This window comes from Cupriavidus sp. D384, from assembly GCF_001652915.1.
Lineage (GTDB): Bacteria > Pseudomonadota > Gammaproteobacteria > Burkholderiales > Burkholderiaceae > Cupriavidus.
In genome coordinates this window covers 45905-60072 of record NZ_BBQI01000098.1, presented here as the reverse complement: position 1 = coordinate 60072, position 14168 = coordinate 45905, and the positions used below count along the sequence as shown (strand labels likewise).

Sequence of the window (14168 nt, the reverse complement as noted above, 5' to 3'; positions counted from 1 at the left end):
AAGTGATGCTTTAGTGATATTTTCGGGTCGCGCGCCGGAATCAGAACACCAGTGTGGCCGTGGCCATGACGGTGGCCGTGCTGTCGAGCCGGTTCTTGCTGGTCACCGTCGGCACCCAGCGCAGGCTGAATGACAGCGGGGCCTTGCCGCCCAGCTTGGTGTCATAGGTGACAATCGGGCCGATCGTGAAGTCGTGCCCGCGGAAGCCGTTCAGGCGGTCTGCCGTGGGGCCGGTATCGTCGCCGAGCTGCTGGATCGTCCCCATCACCAGACCCGCCCCCCAATTGCCAAACTTCTTCACGCCCATCACGTCCAGGGTGAACAGCGGCGCATTCTGGTAATCGGTGGCCGTATTGCGCGTATAGAACTGGAACGCCGCCACGGCATTGAATTCCAGCCCGTATTCCGGCATCAGGTGCGTGAAGGCCACCTGCGGCACGAAGGTCCAGTTGTTCAGGCTGGGATTCGCCAGCGCGTTCTTGTCGTACTGGCCCGTGGGCGCCCAGACGTTGAAGCTCAACGCCATATGGGTGGTCTTCGAAAAGTGGTAGCCGGCGATCAGCGGGCTGAAATACATGTCATAGAGGTTCGACGCACGGTCGGAGGCGCCACGCGAGAACGTGTTGCCACCGGGGCCGGCGAACACGGCGCTGGTATGCACCGTCGTCCAGACATACGGCAGCGTGAAGCTCGACGCAAAATTCCAGGCACCGGGCCCGGTGTCCCAGACCTTCATCATCGTTGCCAGCGTGAAAGCGATCTTGGCATCGATGCCTGCGGTGGTTCGCCCGCCGACCGGCACCTCGCGGCCGCTGCCGACCGAGCCATCCATATAGAGCTGCTGCAGGTTGGCAATCCACACTGGCTGGTCGGGAATCACCCCAACGTTCGGCGACACGCTGGTGCCCGCCACCGGCCGGCCGAGTGCGCCTTCGGTAGCGTGTCCGGCCAATGGCGACAGCAGGCTCCCCACTGTCATGACACCGAAGACGGCCGAACGTGCGCGAATCATGGGGTCTCCTTGCGGGCGTATGAGGGTGCTGCAGTAACGAAAAAGGGTTGCAGCATCCTCTCAGATTCCAGCGTGTCTGGAATTCACTTTTATAGGTGCGCGAGTTGAATGTTTTTTTCGAATCGTGGCATCGCCTTGAAATCCGTTCGGCCACGGTTTCCGAATTGACCGCAAACAACGATGACACCGGCCGGTGCTGATGGAATCAGACGCGGGATTTTTCGTCCCGTCTTGTTTTCTCCCTTCCATCATCACCGTACTGGAGTTCACCATTATGCGAAGCAATGGGAGTTTCCGCGCCCGCCAATGCTGGCGGGCCTGGTTTGTGACGGCTGCCCTGTTCGGGATATTCCATGCATGGCTGCCCGATGCCAATGCGCAATATGCCTCCCGGCAGCTCAAACCATCGGATGTATTCGATACCACGAAGAAAATCATCTATCAGGACGATTTTCGCGGCGATTTCAGGAAATGGACGCTTTCGATCGATGCCCTGTACGACCCCGCCGCGCGTCCGCTGACCTCCGACCGCGTCACCAGGGAAGCCATGGCCGGATTGCCGGGCCGCCTGCCGGTGAAATTCCATCTGCCGGGCACGCCGGGCACATTCCGCTCGGAACTGGCGCTTCCTGCCGAAGAGGGGCTGCAGGAACGCTGGTACGGCGCGCGTATCGCCGTGGATCAGATTACCGACAAGGCCGGGTATATCGTCCTGCAATGGCATGCCGTCATGGGCAAGGACAAGGTGAACAGGAATTTCCCGAACCTGGCGATTCATCAGAAAGACGACAAATGGGTGGTGGCGCGCGCGTGGGGCACGCCAGCCAATATTCAGCGTTCGAGCACCGAACTCCCTGGCAGCGTGGTGCCCGGAACGTTGACCAATTGGGTCATTCACACGAAATGGGCAACCGACAGCAGCGGCATTGTCGAGATCTGGAAGGATGACACGCTCGTCTACCAGCAAAAGGGCCAGAACGCCTATAACCTGTCCGTCGACCGCACGCCCTATCTGAAAACCGGTATCTACCGGCCGGCACGAAAGGATTCGACCACCAGCGAAGCGCCGATTGTCGTGCGTGTCAGCGACATGCGGATCGGGCGCTCCGATGCAGGATATGGCGAAGTGTCTCCAGTGGTCAGCGGCACGCTGGGCAAATGGAACAGCAATCGACGCACCGGCAGCCTGCTGTTCCCGATCGACTTCGGCAGGGAGGTCGACAAAGGCACCGTTGGGTTTATCGTCCCCCAGCAGGCGGGCGTCACAGGCGGCCCCGCGTCGATGGTATGGACGGCGGGGCTGTCAGATCGGTCGATGTTCTCGGTGGAATTGACAAACCGGCTCGATGGCCGCAGCCGAGCCGTCAATATCCGGGGCTACCGCCATAATGGCTGCACCTACGCCGCCATGAACGTGGCGGTTGACTGCCGGAACCGCAAGAACAGCCGGCTCGAATTGTTTTTCGACCGCGAAGATAATCGGGGGCTGCCAGAAGGGCTTTACGAGGGCAAACTGACCGTCGAGGCGCTCGGCTGGAAAGATGTGGCGTATCGCCGAACCATCAAGGCCGATATCCGGATATTCGTGACCGGAATCTCGGGCGAACTCAGGCCGGGAACGTTGACCGGCGTGCGCGGCCTGGATCGGCATATCCAGCGTGGCACGATTGGCTTTCTGGTGCCTGCCCAGTCGGACGCCAGCGGACCGCGGACCATGTTGGTGGACCAGGTATCGCAGGACACGAAATTGACGGTGACGATTGCCGATCAGGGCACGGGGGCGCGCTATCCCGTCGTGGTGCGCGCGCGGCGCCAAACCGGCACATGCGGCAAGTTCAGGATGAATAACACAATTGCCTGCGGCGGCTATGAAAAGCAAAGCGACCTGGAACTGGAATATCGCGCGGCAGATAATCCCGATCTGCCCGCCGGGCGCTATACCGGCAGCGTTTTCGTGCTCGCCCAGGGCAGTTACGAAAGCTGGTTCCAGCGCCCCATCGCCATCGGACTGATCGTGCGGAAATAATGGCCGGTTGGCCCAGCCCGCGTGCACACGGGGCTGGGCTACCACCCTGCCATGCGTGACGACGGTCAGACCGCGCCGCGCGTCTCCACATACAGCGCGTACACGGAATGGCTGCTGGCCATATACAGGCGGTTGCGCTTCGGGCCGCCGAAGCACAGGTTCGGGCAACGCTCCGGCAGGTGGATATGACCAATCGCCTTGCCCTGCGCGTTGAACACGCGCACGCCGTCGAGCTTCGACGGATCGGCGCCCGGCGCGCCGCTGCTGCCCCAGCCGGCCCAGATATTGCCGTCCACGTCGACCTTGAAGCCATCGAGCGCGCCCGGGCCGTTGGCGTCGATCAGCCGGGTCTTGTTGCCAGGCTGGCCGTCGGCGCCCACGTCATAGGCCCACATCACGCGGTTAGGCTGGGCACGCGATTCGATGATGTAGAGCTTCTTCTCGTCCGGCGAGAAGGCCAGGCCATTCGGGCCATTCAGGTCGGCAATGACCTGGGTCACGCTGTTGTCCTTCGGATCGATCCGATAGACGGCGTGCGGCAGTTCCGAGGCCGCCTTGTCGCCCTCCCAGTCCCCGGCAATGCCGAACGGCGGGTCGGTGAACCAGAGCGAGCCATCCGACTTGCAGACGATATCGTTCGGCGAATTGAAGCGCTTGCCCTGGTAGCGGTCGGCCAGCACGGTAATCGAGCCATCGTATTCGGTGCGCGTGACGCGCCGCGTCAGGTGTTCGCAGCTGACCAGGCGGCCCTGCTTGTCACGGCAGTGTCCATTGGTGAAGTTGGCCGGCGAACGGAACACGCTCCACTGGTTCGACGTTTCATCGAACTTGATGATGCGGTTGTTCGGGATATCCGAAAACAGCAGGTAGCGGCCATCGGCAAAGTAGACCGGCCCTTCCACCCACCGGAACCCCGTGGCCACCTGCTCCACGGTGGAACTGAACAGCCGGTACTTGCCGAAGCTCGGATCCAGGATCTCGACGGCAGGGTCGGGATAGCGCTGCGCGGCCTTGAATTCGAACGCCTGGGCCAGTGCCTGGCCGCTCGCGGCCGCTGCGCCTAGCGCGGCGCCAGCCTTGAGCAGGTGGCGGCGCCCCGCGTCAACGCCCGTCTTGTTCTTGTCCATGCTGTCTCCTCATCGGATGGTGGAATGGGTCCAGACGGACCTTTTATAGTTGTCCGACATCCTATGAGAAAAATTGCCTCGCAGCAAGCACTTGTATGATGACATGCATTTGGATGTGCCTTGCCCACATCGCCAGCACGGGAAAGGTTCGGTGCTATGGTCTGGATGTGCGCGTCCGGGACAGGACGCCTGACATGCCTTCTCAACTCTCCTGAAGCACGCCCGAATCATGGCAAGCGCTCTCCTCCTCGAAAATATCCACGCCAGCGGGCAGCAACTGCTGGGCCGCCACCATATCGACATCGCCACGCAAAGCAAGGCGCTGGCTGGCGACGCACTGCTGGCCGCCGTACGCGACCACGACCTGCTGGGCATCCGCTCGGCCACGCACCTGACCGCCGAACACTTTGCCAGCGCGCAGCGCCTGCTGACCGTGGGCTGTTTCTGCATCGGCACGTCGCAGGTAGACCTGGGCGCCGCCGCGCATGCCGGCATCCCGGTGTTCAACGCACCGTTTTCGAATACGCGTTCGGTGGCGGAACTGGTGATCGGCCAGACCATCATGCTGATGCGCCGCGTACCCGAAAAGAGCCGTGCGGCCCATCAGGGCCAATGGCAGAAATCGGCCAAGGGATCGTTCGAAATCCGCGGCAAGACAATGGCGGTGATCGGCTACGGCAATATTGGCGCGCAGGTGGGTATCCTGGCCGAAGCCATGGGCATGCGCGTGGTGTTCTACGACATCCGCCCTCGTCTGTCGATTGGCGGCGCGGTGCCGATGCACTCACTGGAAGACGCGCTGGCCGCCGCCGATGTGGTGACGCTGCACGTGCCGGCCACGCCCCAGACCCGCAACCTGCTGAACGCGAAGGCCCTGGCGGCGATGCGTCCGGGCAGCATCCTGCTGAACGCGTCGCGCGGCACCGTGGTCGATATCGAAGCGCTGGCGAAACTGCTGGACGACGGCCATATTGCCGGCGCCGCCATCGACGTATTCCCCGAAGAACCGCGTAGCAATGCCGACCCGTTTGTGACCCCGCTGCAGGGTAAGCCAAACGTGATTCTTACGCCGCACGTGGGCGGCAGCACCGAGGAGGCCCAGGAGAATATCGGCGTAGAAGTGGCCACCAAGCTCGCCAATTTCCTGGAAACCGGCGCCACGATTGGCGCGGTGAACCTGCCGCAGATCCAGCCCAATCCGCTGGACTCGCCGGCGCGGGTGCTGAATATCCACTACAACCGCCCCGGCACACTGTCGCACCTGAACCAGGCGCTGGCCGAGATCGGCGCCAATATCGAGGCCCAGCAACTGCAGACCGAGGGCGACATCGGCTATGTCATTACCGATATCAGCCTGGTGCCGCCAGCAGGATGGGCCGAAAAGCTGATGGAACACGACGCGTTCATCCGCTCGCGCGTGATCGAGAACCGCTAGGCAGTACCCTGCCAGAGCCCGCATGCAGCCACCGCATGCGGGCGATGAAATCGGTGGATATGCGCCGCACCCCCGCCGTTTCCCGATAGCCGCCGCCCGGCGGCATTGTCATACTGCGCGAACAACCTCGCAGACCGGACATGCACGATCCGGCAGACAATCAGGAGACAACCTCATGCAACGACGTCGCTTCTTCCGCGTAGTGCTGGCCGCTTCGGGCCTGTTGCTGGCGGCATCGCCCGGCACTCATGCACTGGCTGCCGATGAATTCCCCACCCGTCCGATCCGGCTTATCGTGCCGTACGGCGCCGGCGGCGTGACCGACCAGGTGGCACGCGCCCTGGCCGACGCGGCGGGCCGCGAACTGGGTCAGTCCATCGTCGTGGAAAACAAGCCCGGCGTCAGCGGCACGCTGGGCGCCACCCAGATGGTGACCACCGAGCCCGATGGCTACACGTTGAGCATGGCGCCCGTGGTGATCTTCCGCCTGCCGCACGTGCAGAAGATGCGCTACGACCCGCTCAAGGATCTGACCTACGTGTCGATGATCGCGGACTACAACTTCGCCGTGGCCGTGAAGAAGGACGCCAAGTGGCAGACCATGCAGGAACTGATTGCCGATGCGAAAGCAAACAAGAAAGGCATCAGCTACGGCACCACCGGCATCTATGGCAGCCAGCACCTGACGATCTCCGAACTGGCGCGCGTGTCGCAGTCGAACTGGACGCACGTGCCGTACAAGGGCGACGCCGAGGCCATTACGGCGTTGCTGAGTGGCTCGTCCGATGTGGCGGTGCTGTCCAACACGCTGCTGCCCTATGTGCAGAACGGCCAAATGCGGGTGCTGGCCACGCTGTCGGAAAAGCGCGCAGCCGACTTCCCGAATGCGCCGACGCTGAAGGAAATCGGCTACCCGGTGTGGTCGAACTCGCCATTCGGCATCATCGGCCCGGCCAATATGAAACCGGCCGTCGTCAAACGTCTCGACGAAGCCTTCCGCAACGCGCTCAAGGACCCGAAGTTCCTGAACGTGACGCGCCAGTACGGCATGGTCACCAACTACATGGGCCCGGAACAATACGGGGCCTACGCGCAGAAAGCATTCAAGAGCGAGGGCGAAATCATTTCGCGCCTGGCCGAGGCCATGAAGAATCAGTAGGGACCATCAAGCAGCGTTGTTGTGACGCGGTTTGATCGAACGTGACAACGCAAAGGGGCCAATCCTTTCGGATTGGCCCCTGTTCACTTTCAGGCCCCATCATAAAACGCATTCCGTGGACGGTCGATGCGGGGCACGGTGTTCGCCGCGTGCATCGACGCCTTGACTACCGGCTTTGCCACTGGCGCGGGCTGGATGCCCTGCTCCGCCGCGACCTTGGCCTCGGCGGCCTGAATGTCGGCGGGATAGTCGTCGTCGTTGCGGCCGGGGTGGTAGCCCGCCTTTTCCACGGCGATCAGGTCGGCCAGTACCGAGGCCCGGGTAACCGGGGCCTGGGCGCTTTGCACGCTCTGGGCGAATGACATGGCGGGAGCCGCAACGATGGCGGCGCCAAGCAGAAGTTTCTTCAGTGTGTTCATGATTTGCTCCTTGTCAGCAGGGGTTGCGAACAGGATTCATCATGGACGCCAGCGTCCAACTGGCTTTTTCAGATTGCACGAAGTTGTCGGGTTGTCACGATCCGGCGCAGGCGTGGCAGCTTCAGCGCGTGATGGATTTTTGCCGATGCTGGCAACCGCCCTCCTCGATGTGCGCCCCCGGGCCCTGCTGCGCCATCATGTCCTGCGGGTTGCGCAATGGGCATGCCTTCAGCGACAGGCACCCGCAGCCGATGCAGCCGTCGAGCTGGTCGCGCAGCATGGTCAGCGTGCGGATGCGGGCATCCAGGTCCTCGCGCCACGCTGCCGACAGCCGGCGCCAGTCGGCCACCGTGGGGGCCTTGTTGGCGGGCAGATGCGTGAAGGCGCCGGCGATGGTGGCCAGCGGCAGCCCCATGCGCTGCGCTACGCGGATCACGGCCAGCCGGCGCAGGATGCCGCGCGGATAGCGGCGCTGGTTGCCCGCGCTGCGCGTGCTGGTGATCAAGCCCTTCGATTCGTAAAAATGCAGCGCCGATACCGCGATGCCGCTGCGCTCGGCCACTTCGCCGACAGTCAGCGGGTCGCGAGCCCGCAGCGGGCGTTCCGCGCGACGGGGGGCGGCAGTCTTTGGCATGGTGATCCCTCTTTTTTGGAGAATATTCGAATTCCCTTGTACGGCGCGATGGTATCGCAACTGTGCTTGACCTCAAGTGCGCTTGAGGTTCGATACTGGCGCGACTTCTGACTCAGGACCCTGCCATGCTGCTTGAATCGCCCCGCGCGCCATACCTGCAATTCACGAATCCGCCTGACCTCTACGATCCGCGGCTGAACGGCTATTCCCATGTGGCGATTGCCACCCGGCCTGCCCGGATCGTGTTCGCCGCCGGCCAGGGCGGCGAGGACATGTGCGGCGGCTTGCGCGCGGATTTTTCCGCGCAGGTCACCCAGGCGCTCGCGAACCTGCGCGTTGCGCTGCAGGCCGGGGGTGCCGATATCCCCGACGTGGCAAAAATCACCGTGCTGATCGTCGACCACTCGATGGAGCGGCTGGCGATCTTCAGCCGGGCCTGGCAGGCGCTGCTGGGCGAGTGGCCCGCGCCGGCCTGCACGCTGATCCCGGTGCCGCGGCTGGCGCTGGACGGCATGCTGTTCGAAATCGAGGCGGTGGCGGTACTGCCCGACTAGGGCGTTCGAGCGCCGCCATACCCTGCCATGCCCGCCAACCGGTCTGCATACGAACGTATGGCTGACCGGCATGGCCCTTGCAATTCCACGGGTGACCCCGGCCAATGGCCGGGCCGGGCTTTTCAACACCGGTCGGCATTGCAAAAACATGGAAATTCCACATCCGCTGACGATAATTTCGCCGCATATTGAAGACGCCGTGTTCAGCTGCGGCAGCCTGCTGGCCGCGAGTCGGGAGGCGCTGGTCATCACCGTGTTTGCCGGTCTGCCCGGCCCGGATCTGCCCGCGCCAGCGCAGGACAGCGCCGCCGGTTTCGCATCGGCCAGAGCCGCCATGGACGCCCGCCGCCATGAAGATGCCCGGGCACTTTCCACGCTGGGCGCCGAGCCGGTCTGGCTCGATTTTCTGGAGCAACAATACGGTCAGCGCTACGACGCCGTCAGCATCGCCCTGCGCCTGGGACGCCTGCTGGCACTGCAGCCTGGCGGCACCGTGGTGGCGCCAATGGGGCTGCGGCATGCAGATCACATGCTGGTCAACGCCGCGTGCATGCTGGTACGGGAAGCCGCGTTTGCTGATTTTCCCGAAACCGTGCCGCACGGTGCACACGAGCCCCATGCACCAGTGTTCCGCTGGATTTTCTACGAGGAAGCGATCTACCGGCGCATGCCGGGTGCGGTGCAAAGCCGTATGGCAGGCTGGTGGCAGGAGGGCCTGCTGGCATCGCCCGTCCACATGCCGATCAGCGTTTTCACCGCGCAGAAGGCGCGAGCGGTACAGGCCTACGACAGCCAGCTGGCGCTGTTTTCGCCGGCACAGCTGGCCGATGTATGCGCACCGGAACGGTACTGGTCCCTTGACGCGGCCGACGTGCAGCGCTGATACACGCCGGTTGCTGGCGATACAAGAAAAAGCGGCGGATGCTACGGGCGCTTGGACGGCGCGACCTTCGGCGCCGAGGCCGGATAGTCATAGGTTTGCGCTGACGAAGCCCCCTGATTGAGGGCCGGCCCGCCACCCTGGCTCCGATGGCCGCCCTTCGACAACCCCCACTCCCGCGCCCCCGGCGCCACATCGGATGCGGCCGTGCCCGGAGCACGGTTGTCCACCTTCGGTGTCTGGGATGGTGTCTGGCTCCACGCCAGGCCCCCCAGCGAAAGGCAGGCGATAGCGCACAGCGCGTGGCCGGCACGAATCGGAAGTTTCGGATATCGCATGATGGTGGCTCCTGTCGTCAATTGGCGCAGCTACGATCGGTTGTCGACCGGTGGCGCATCCGGCTCGCGGCTGCCGGGATCGTGCAGGTCCTGGCTGCCGATGCCGGCAGGCTTGTCGGCTTGGTTGTCTGGCCCAGTGGTCGCGCGCTGCGCTTCGCGGTCGGCGGGACTTTCCTCGCCAGACGCCCGACGCGTGACAAGTGGATCGCGCTCTTCCCTGGCGTCCGGCCCGTTCTCGCGGCTCTGTGACGCGGCGCTGTTTTCCGGGGATTCGTGGGTGCGACGTCTGTCGCGATTGCGGCGGCGGCGGGTTCCTGCATAGGCGAAAGGCATGGGGCATCTCCTTGTTCGAATGAGAGGTTTATCGATGCTTGCAGGGTGATGCGGCCAGCGCGTGGGCCTGTGGCCGGGCGCTGGCCTGATGCATCGGACGATCAGCTGCCTGACCTGCCCGACGTGGAGCCGGAAGTACTACCCGACGTGGTGCCGGAGCCGAAGCCGGAACTGGCCGAGGCATCGGAACCGATGCCTGTCCCCAGGCTGCCTGTGCTGCCAGCCGCGCTGGATGGCGCGGTGCCGCCCTGGCTGGCCGGGCTGCCCGAGCCCTGCGGGGTCATGCCCTGCGACGTGCGCGAGCCGCCTGTCCGGCCCTGGCCTGCCGAACTGCCCATGCCAGTGTCCCGCGTGACGCGAATCTGGTTGTGAACATCCTTTACGCCGAACACTTCCTCGGCCATGTCCTCGATCCGGTATTTCTGCTGGCGGTCCTGCACGGTGCCGCCAAGCGTGACCACGCCACTGGCGACGGAGACTTCCACCTCGCGGACATCGACACGTCCGCTCATCGCCAGGCGTTCGCACAGGTCTTCGCGGATGCGTTCGTCCGAACGCTGATAGCCCTTCGGGCCCGCGCGCTGGGCGCGCCGCGCGGCTGCCGAACCACCGGCCCCGCCGTAGCCGCGGTTCAGGTCGCTGCGTTCGTTCGCGCCGGTAAAGTGCTCGTACGCGTGTTCGTTGGGATCGTAGCCGCCGGCGCCCGTGCTGCCGCCGTAGCCACGTCCGCCCCGGTCACCCATCGGCCCAAGGCCGGCTGCATGGCGCTCGCGCCGGTCGCGCTCATCCATCCAGTCGGCGGCGGCGCGGCGCTGCCAGGTCTGTTGGCTCTGGCTTGTCGGCGATTCCTGTTGACCGTAGTCGGAAACGCCATAGCCGCCACGATAGTGCGTGCGCATATCGGGTTCCGACCCCGTCGGGCCTTCCCAGCCGCTGCCCCACGCACTGCCGGTATCACGGCCTTGCATCTGGCGACCCTGCTGGCGGCCCTGCTGGTAGCCTTGCTGGTAGCCTTGCTGGCGTTCTCCGCGTCCCTGTTCCCATCCGCCCTGTCGCTGCGACGATGCGCTGCCGCGCGCTGGCTGGTCCCAGCGGGCGCGGCCCTGTCCCCACTCGTCGCGCTGGCTGCCCTGCTGGCTGGACCATTCGCTGCCGCGTGCCGCGGCATCTTCCTGATGCCAGTCGCCCCAGCGTTCGCGTTCTGCGTGGCGCTGCGGGGTGTTGCGGTCGCCCGTGTCACGGCCGGACGGCTGCCGCCCGCCCTGACGGCCTTCGCCATACTCGCCGTAGCGACCTTCGCCATAGCCTTCGTCGTAGCGGCGACTCTGGCCTTCGTACCCGCCGTAGCCACTTGATGACGACACCGATGTCGCGCCTTGAGACGAGGTGCCCTGCCCGCTCCAGCGGCTGCCGCCAGGCTGCTGGCCGCTGCCTTGCCAGTCGCTGCCCGCGCCCGGTTGGCCCGGTTGCCCCGGTTGTGACTGGCTGCGTCCCTGCCAGTCGCTGCCGCCCTGTTGGCGATGCGTGAGCCAGTCGCCGCCGCTATAGGCCTCCTGCTGGCGCTGCCTGCCACCCTGCTGGCGGCGGTCGTCGCGGTCATCGCGCTCGGCCCAATCGCTGCGGTCGTCGCGTTCCGCGCCATGGGTGCTGTAGCGGTCGTCGGAACCACTGCCCCTGTTGTTCCCCTGGTTCATGAGCGTCTCCGGTTGGCGGGTCAATAGGTCAATACGGAACTGGCGACGCAAATTCCATACCGCTGACCCGGCCATCGGCGCCAGCGCCTTATGCACGACTGCGCAAGCGGCTTCGGCAGCGCGCGCGCGGCCGCCAGCCGGTGCGCAGCCGGTTCGATTTACATAGCCATATAAATCCTGCAAACGGGCTTCACATGCTGTAGTCAACGGCCTACACCCAATTCAGTCGCGTCCCCCTGAGCGCACGGGTGGCGGAGTCATATCGTGGAGTCACCGCCACCAATTTTTCGGGAGACGAACGATGAAACGCTTGCTCACCACTACCGCCCTTGCGATCAGTGCGCTCTGCTGTGTGCCCGCGATGGCGCAGCAGGCCCCCCTTTCGCCCAGCGCACCGAACCCCAGCGCACCGCCGGCACCTGAAGGCCCGTCGACGCAGCGCGGTAGTTCGGGCAGCGGCGCGATGATGTCGGGCGACTCGACCATGCAGCAGGACAAGGACGCGCAGGCGACGAAGGCCCAAAAGACAAAGAAGAACACCGGCCAGCATGCCAAGAAGCCTCGCGAGCAGAACGCCTCGCCGGTTGCCACACCGACCGCGCCTTCGGGCCCGAAGGGCGATTCGCCCGATCCGGTAACGAAGCAGTAATCCGCAGGTCACGCTGGCGGGTCTGCCTTTCCACGGGCTTGCCCCGTAGGCCCGCTTGCGGCGCGCCGCACGTTGCTCCCCAAAACGGAGCAGCGTGCGGCGCGTTTTTTGCATGGGTTTTTCCGGTTTGGAAGAACGGCGCTGCCTTTGTCGAATCCAGTAAATGCCGATCTGCAAAAGATTAACCACGCCAGCAACGCAATTCGGCCGCTGGCCCGCGCGCTTCACCTACAGTTAGAGCATCAACCGGAGACGTACATGGATGCACTGAACACCATGCTGGCGCGGCTTAGCCGTCACGCCATGCAGTGTGCAGAAGCGCTGTCGGCCGTGGCGGCGGCCGCGTCGGACCCGCAGATCCGGGCAGTGCTGGCCCATCGCGCCAACATGCAGCGCTGCGCGTCGGTCGAACTGGCAACCCGTGCCGCGTCACCAGACGGCGGCAAGAATGTTGCCGCCGATGGCCGCACACGCGATGTGCAGCATATACCGCCACCGTCCGAGTCTGGCGAACTGCCCCTGCTGCGCCACGCCGCCCAGCAGGCTGGCCGCGCCGCAGCCGCCTATGGCGAACTGCTACGGGAGCCGATTGCAGATCCGGAACTGCGCCTGCTGCTGGCCCATTACTATCGCGGCGCCACGGAACTGCAGCGTCTGCTGGATCAGCGCGCGATGGAATTCACGCCCGCGCGATCCCCAGGCGCAGGGGCTCGCCGCGTGATGCCGCCGGTGCACTAGGCGGAGGGCACCTGCGCGCTGGGCGCGTGTTACGCCCGGGGCGCCGGCACCTTCAGCGCCGCCTGACGGCGTGCCGTCAGTTCCCGCTGGGGCTGATACGGCCGGATCACCAGCGCCACATAGTCTTCGTCATCAGGGTTCACCACCAGGTAGACCAGCCCGGACATCACCAGGGCCACCTCTCCCAGTTGCCCGGCGATGCGCGCCGCAACAAAGTACTGCAGAAGATTGGGCTCCACGGTGGAATCGATGGCGCGGGCGGCGGTACAGATGGTCATCATGCACTGCTCGGCTGCGCGGCAGACCACCACCACTTCTTCGATGGCATAGCCGGTATGCGCACCCCGCACCATGACCGAAACGCCGTCGCTGGTATTGGCGCGGTGCCATCCCGGCTTGGCCCGGAAATCGGGCAGCGTCAGCTTGGCACCCACGTCATGGGCCACCACGTTGAATTGCTGGGCAAAGTCGTGCGGGCTGATGGCCAGCAGCTGTTTTTCGACAGGCGTGGAAGACACGGCCACGGAGGACGCCACGCTGAGGGTGGCCAGGACGCCGGTCAGGTTCATCGTTATCTCCCTCGCACGATGCTTGCCTTGCTTCAGCAATTGCCGTTCCAGCCTCTTTGCGGGCGGATTGGGCAGACTGGTTCTGCGGCGGTCCCCTGAGACCACTATAGGCGCCGCGCCCGCCGCATGCGAATCGGCCTGCTCCGCCGCCATTGGCATGCAACTTGCCGCCAGTGATGAATATCCGACGATGCAATACGACCACAGGAGTAAAGATGAGCAAGACCACCCGACACGGCCGCCCGGACGCCGACAGCAAGAGCCGGAACAAGGAAGCCGCAGATCCGGAAAGCATTCCCAGCACGCTGGACCCGCGCCTGGATTCCGAGGCGACCGACGAGATCGAGAAGGAACTGGGCGACTTGGCGAGAGAACGTCACGAGCCTGACGACGACGAACTGCCGGAAGACCAAATCTTCGACGAAGTACGACGCGCCGCCGAGGAATTGCCCGCCGATACGCCGGTCGATCGCGCTGACCAGACCGACAAGCGAATGGAGAACCCGCCAAGCGGCAGCGATCTGTAGGAGCGTGTCCGTCCGCGGCCACTTATCCCTCCTGGCCTCTCCCTGAAAACAAAAAGCCCCGGCAGGGCCGGGGC

15 protein-coding genes are annotated in these 14168 nt (G+C 64.6%); 8 read left to right on the top strand and 7 right to left on the bottom strand.

What is annotated here, in order from left to right:
• Positions 1–40: 40 nt before the first annotated feature.
• Entirely contained in the window at positions 41–1012 is a 972-nt protein-coding gene (locus A9J21_RS24325; protein ID WP_066740052.1) for a transporter, read from the bottom strand.
• Positions 1013–1211: 199 nt separating this feature from the next.
• On the opposite strand from A9J21_RS24325, the gene A9J21_RS24320 reads away from it, so the two are divergent.
• A complete protein-coding gene (locus A9J21_RS24320) occupies positions 1212–3038 on the top strand; it encodes a heparin lyase I family protein (protein WP_082926587.1) in 1827 nt (608 codons plus the stop codon).
• Between the two features lie 65 nt (positions 3039–3103).
• On the opposite strand, the gene A9J21_RS24315 is transcribed toward A9J21_RS24320, so the two are convergent.
• Positions 3104–4165, bottom strand: coding sequence for an SMP-30/gluconolactonase/LRE family protein (locus tag A9J21_RS24315; protein WP_066740047.1), 1062 nt, complete (start codon positions 4163–4165; stop codon positions 3104–3106).
• A gap of 229 nt (positions 4166–4394) precedes the next feature.
• Here A9J21_RS24315 and serA point away from each other — a divergent pair, with 229 nt between their 5' ends.
• Both serA and A9J21_RS24305 read left to right on the top strand, forming a co-directional pair.
• Complete coding sequence (gene serA, locus A9J21_RS24310; RefSeq protein WP_066740045.1) at positions 4395–5600, top strand: phosphoglycerate dehydrogenase; 1206 nt, start codon at positions 4395–4397, stop codon at positions 5598–5600.
• Positions 5601–5775: 175 nt separating this feature from the next.
• Entirely contained in the window at positions 5776–6759 is a 984-nt protein-coding gene (locus A9J21_RS24305) for a tripartite tricarboxylate transporter substrate binding protein (RefSeq protein ID WP_066740040.1), read from the top strand.
• 89 nt (positions 6760–6848) lie between these two features.
• Here the strand turns inward: A9J21_RS24305 and A9J21_RS24300 are convergent, their stop codons facing one another.
• Both A9J21_RS24300 and soxR read right to left on the bottom strand, forming a co-directional pair.
• Positions 6849–7178, bottom strand: coding sequence for a DUF4148 domain-containing protein (locus A9J21_RS24300; RefSeq protein ID WP_066740033.1), 330 nt, complete (start codon positions 7176–7178; stop codon positions 6849–6851).
• 121 nt (positions 7179–7299) lie between these two features.
• Positions 7300–7812: a redox-sensitive transcriptional activator SoxR gene (gene soxR / locus A9J21_RS24295; RefSeq protein ID WP_066740029.1), complete on the bottom strand. Its 513-nt coding sequence runs from the start codon at positions 7810–7812 to the stop codon at positions 7300–7302.
• 125 nt (positions 7813–7937) lie between these two features.
• Here soxR and A9J21_RS24290 point away from each other — a divergent pair, with 125 nt between their 5' ends.
• Both A9J21_RS24290 and A9J21_RS24285 read left to right on the top strand, forming a co-directional pair.
• Positions 7938–8366, top strand: coding sequence for a RidA family protein (locus A9J21_RS24290; protein WP_066740026.1), 429 nt, complete (start codon positions 7938–7940; stop codon positions 8364–8366).
• A 148-nt stretch (positions 8367–8514) separates the two neighbouring features.
• Positions 8515–9249 carry a PIG-L family deacetylase gene (locus A9J21_RS24285; RefSeq protein ID WP_066740023.1) on the top strand — a complete coding sequence of 245 codons (735 nt, stop codon included), beginning with the start codon at positions 8515–8517 and terminating at the stop codon, positions 9247–9249.
• 365 nt (positions 9250–9614) lie between these two features.
• Here A9J21_RS24285 and A9J21_RS24280 read toward each other — a convergent pair whose 3' ends face one another.
• Together A9J21_RS24280 and A9J21_RS32390 are read right to left on the bottom strand one after the other, a co-directional pair.
• Entirely contained in the window at positions 9615–9917 is a 303-nt protein-coding gene (locus A9J21_RS24280; RefSeq protein ID WP_066740021.1) for a hypothetical protein, read from the bottom strand.
• Between the two features lie 101 nt (positions 9918–10018).
• A complete protein-coding gene (locus A9J21_RS32390) occupies positions 10019–11611 on the bottom strand; it encodes a BON domain-containing protein (RefSeq protein ID WP_066740018.1) in 1593 nt (530 codons plus the stop codon).
• A gap of 301 nt (positions 11612–11912) precedes the next feature.
• On the opposite strand from A9J21_RS32390, the gene A9J21_RS24270 reads away from it, so the two are divergent.
• Positions 11913–12260 carry a hypothetical protein gene (locus A9J21_RS24270; protein WP_066740015.1) on the top strand — a complete coding sequence of 116 codons (348 nt, stop codon included), beginning with the start codon at positions 11913–11915 and terminating at the stop codon, positions 12258–12260.
• Between the two features lie 258 nt (positions 12261–12518).
• Positions 12519–12998 carry a hypothetical protein gene (locus A9J21_RS24265; RefSeq protein WP_066740012.1) on the top strand — a complete coding sequence of 160 codons (480 nt, stop codon included), beginning with the start codon at positions 12519–12521 and terminating at the stop codon, positions 12996–12998.
• A gap of 29 nt (positions 12999–13027) precedes the next feature.
• Here A9J21_RS24265 and A9J21_RS24260 read toward each other — a convergent pair whose 3' ends face one another.
• On the bottom strand, positions 13028–13567 hold the full coding sequence (locus A9J21_RS24260) for a malto-oligosyltrehalose synthase (protein ID WP_066740010.1): 540 nt from the start codon (positions 13565–13567) through the stop codon (positions 13028–13030).
• 215 nt (positions 13568–13782) lie between these two features.
• Between A9J21_RS24260 and A9J21_RS24255 the strand changes: the two genes are divergently transcribed.
• On the top strand, positions 13783–14094 hold the full coding sequence (locus A9J21_RS24255) for a hypothetical protein (RefSeq protein WP_066740007.1): 312 nt from the start codon (positions 13783–13785) through the stop codon (positions 14092–14094).
• The last annotated feature ends 74 nt before the right edge of the window (positions 14095–14168 follow it).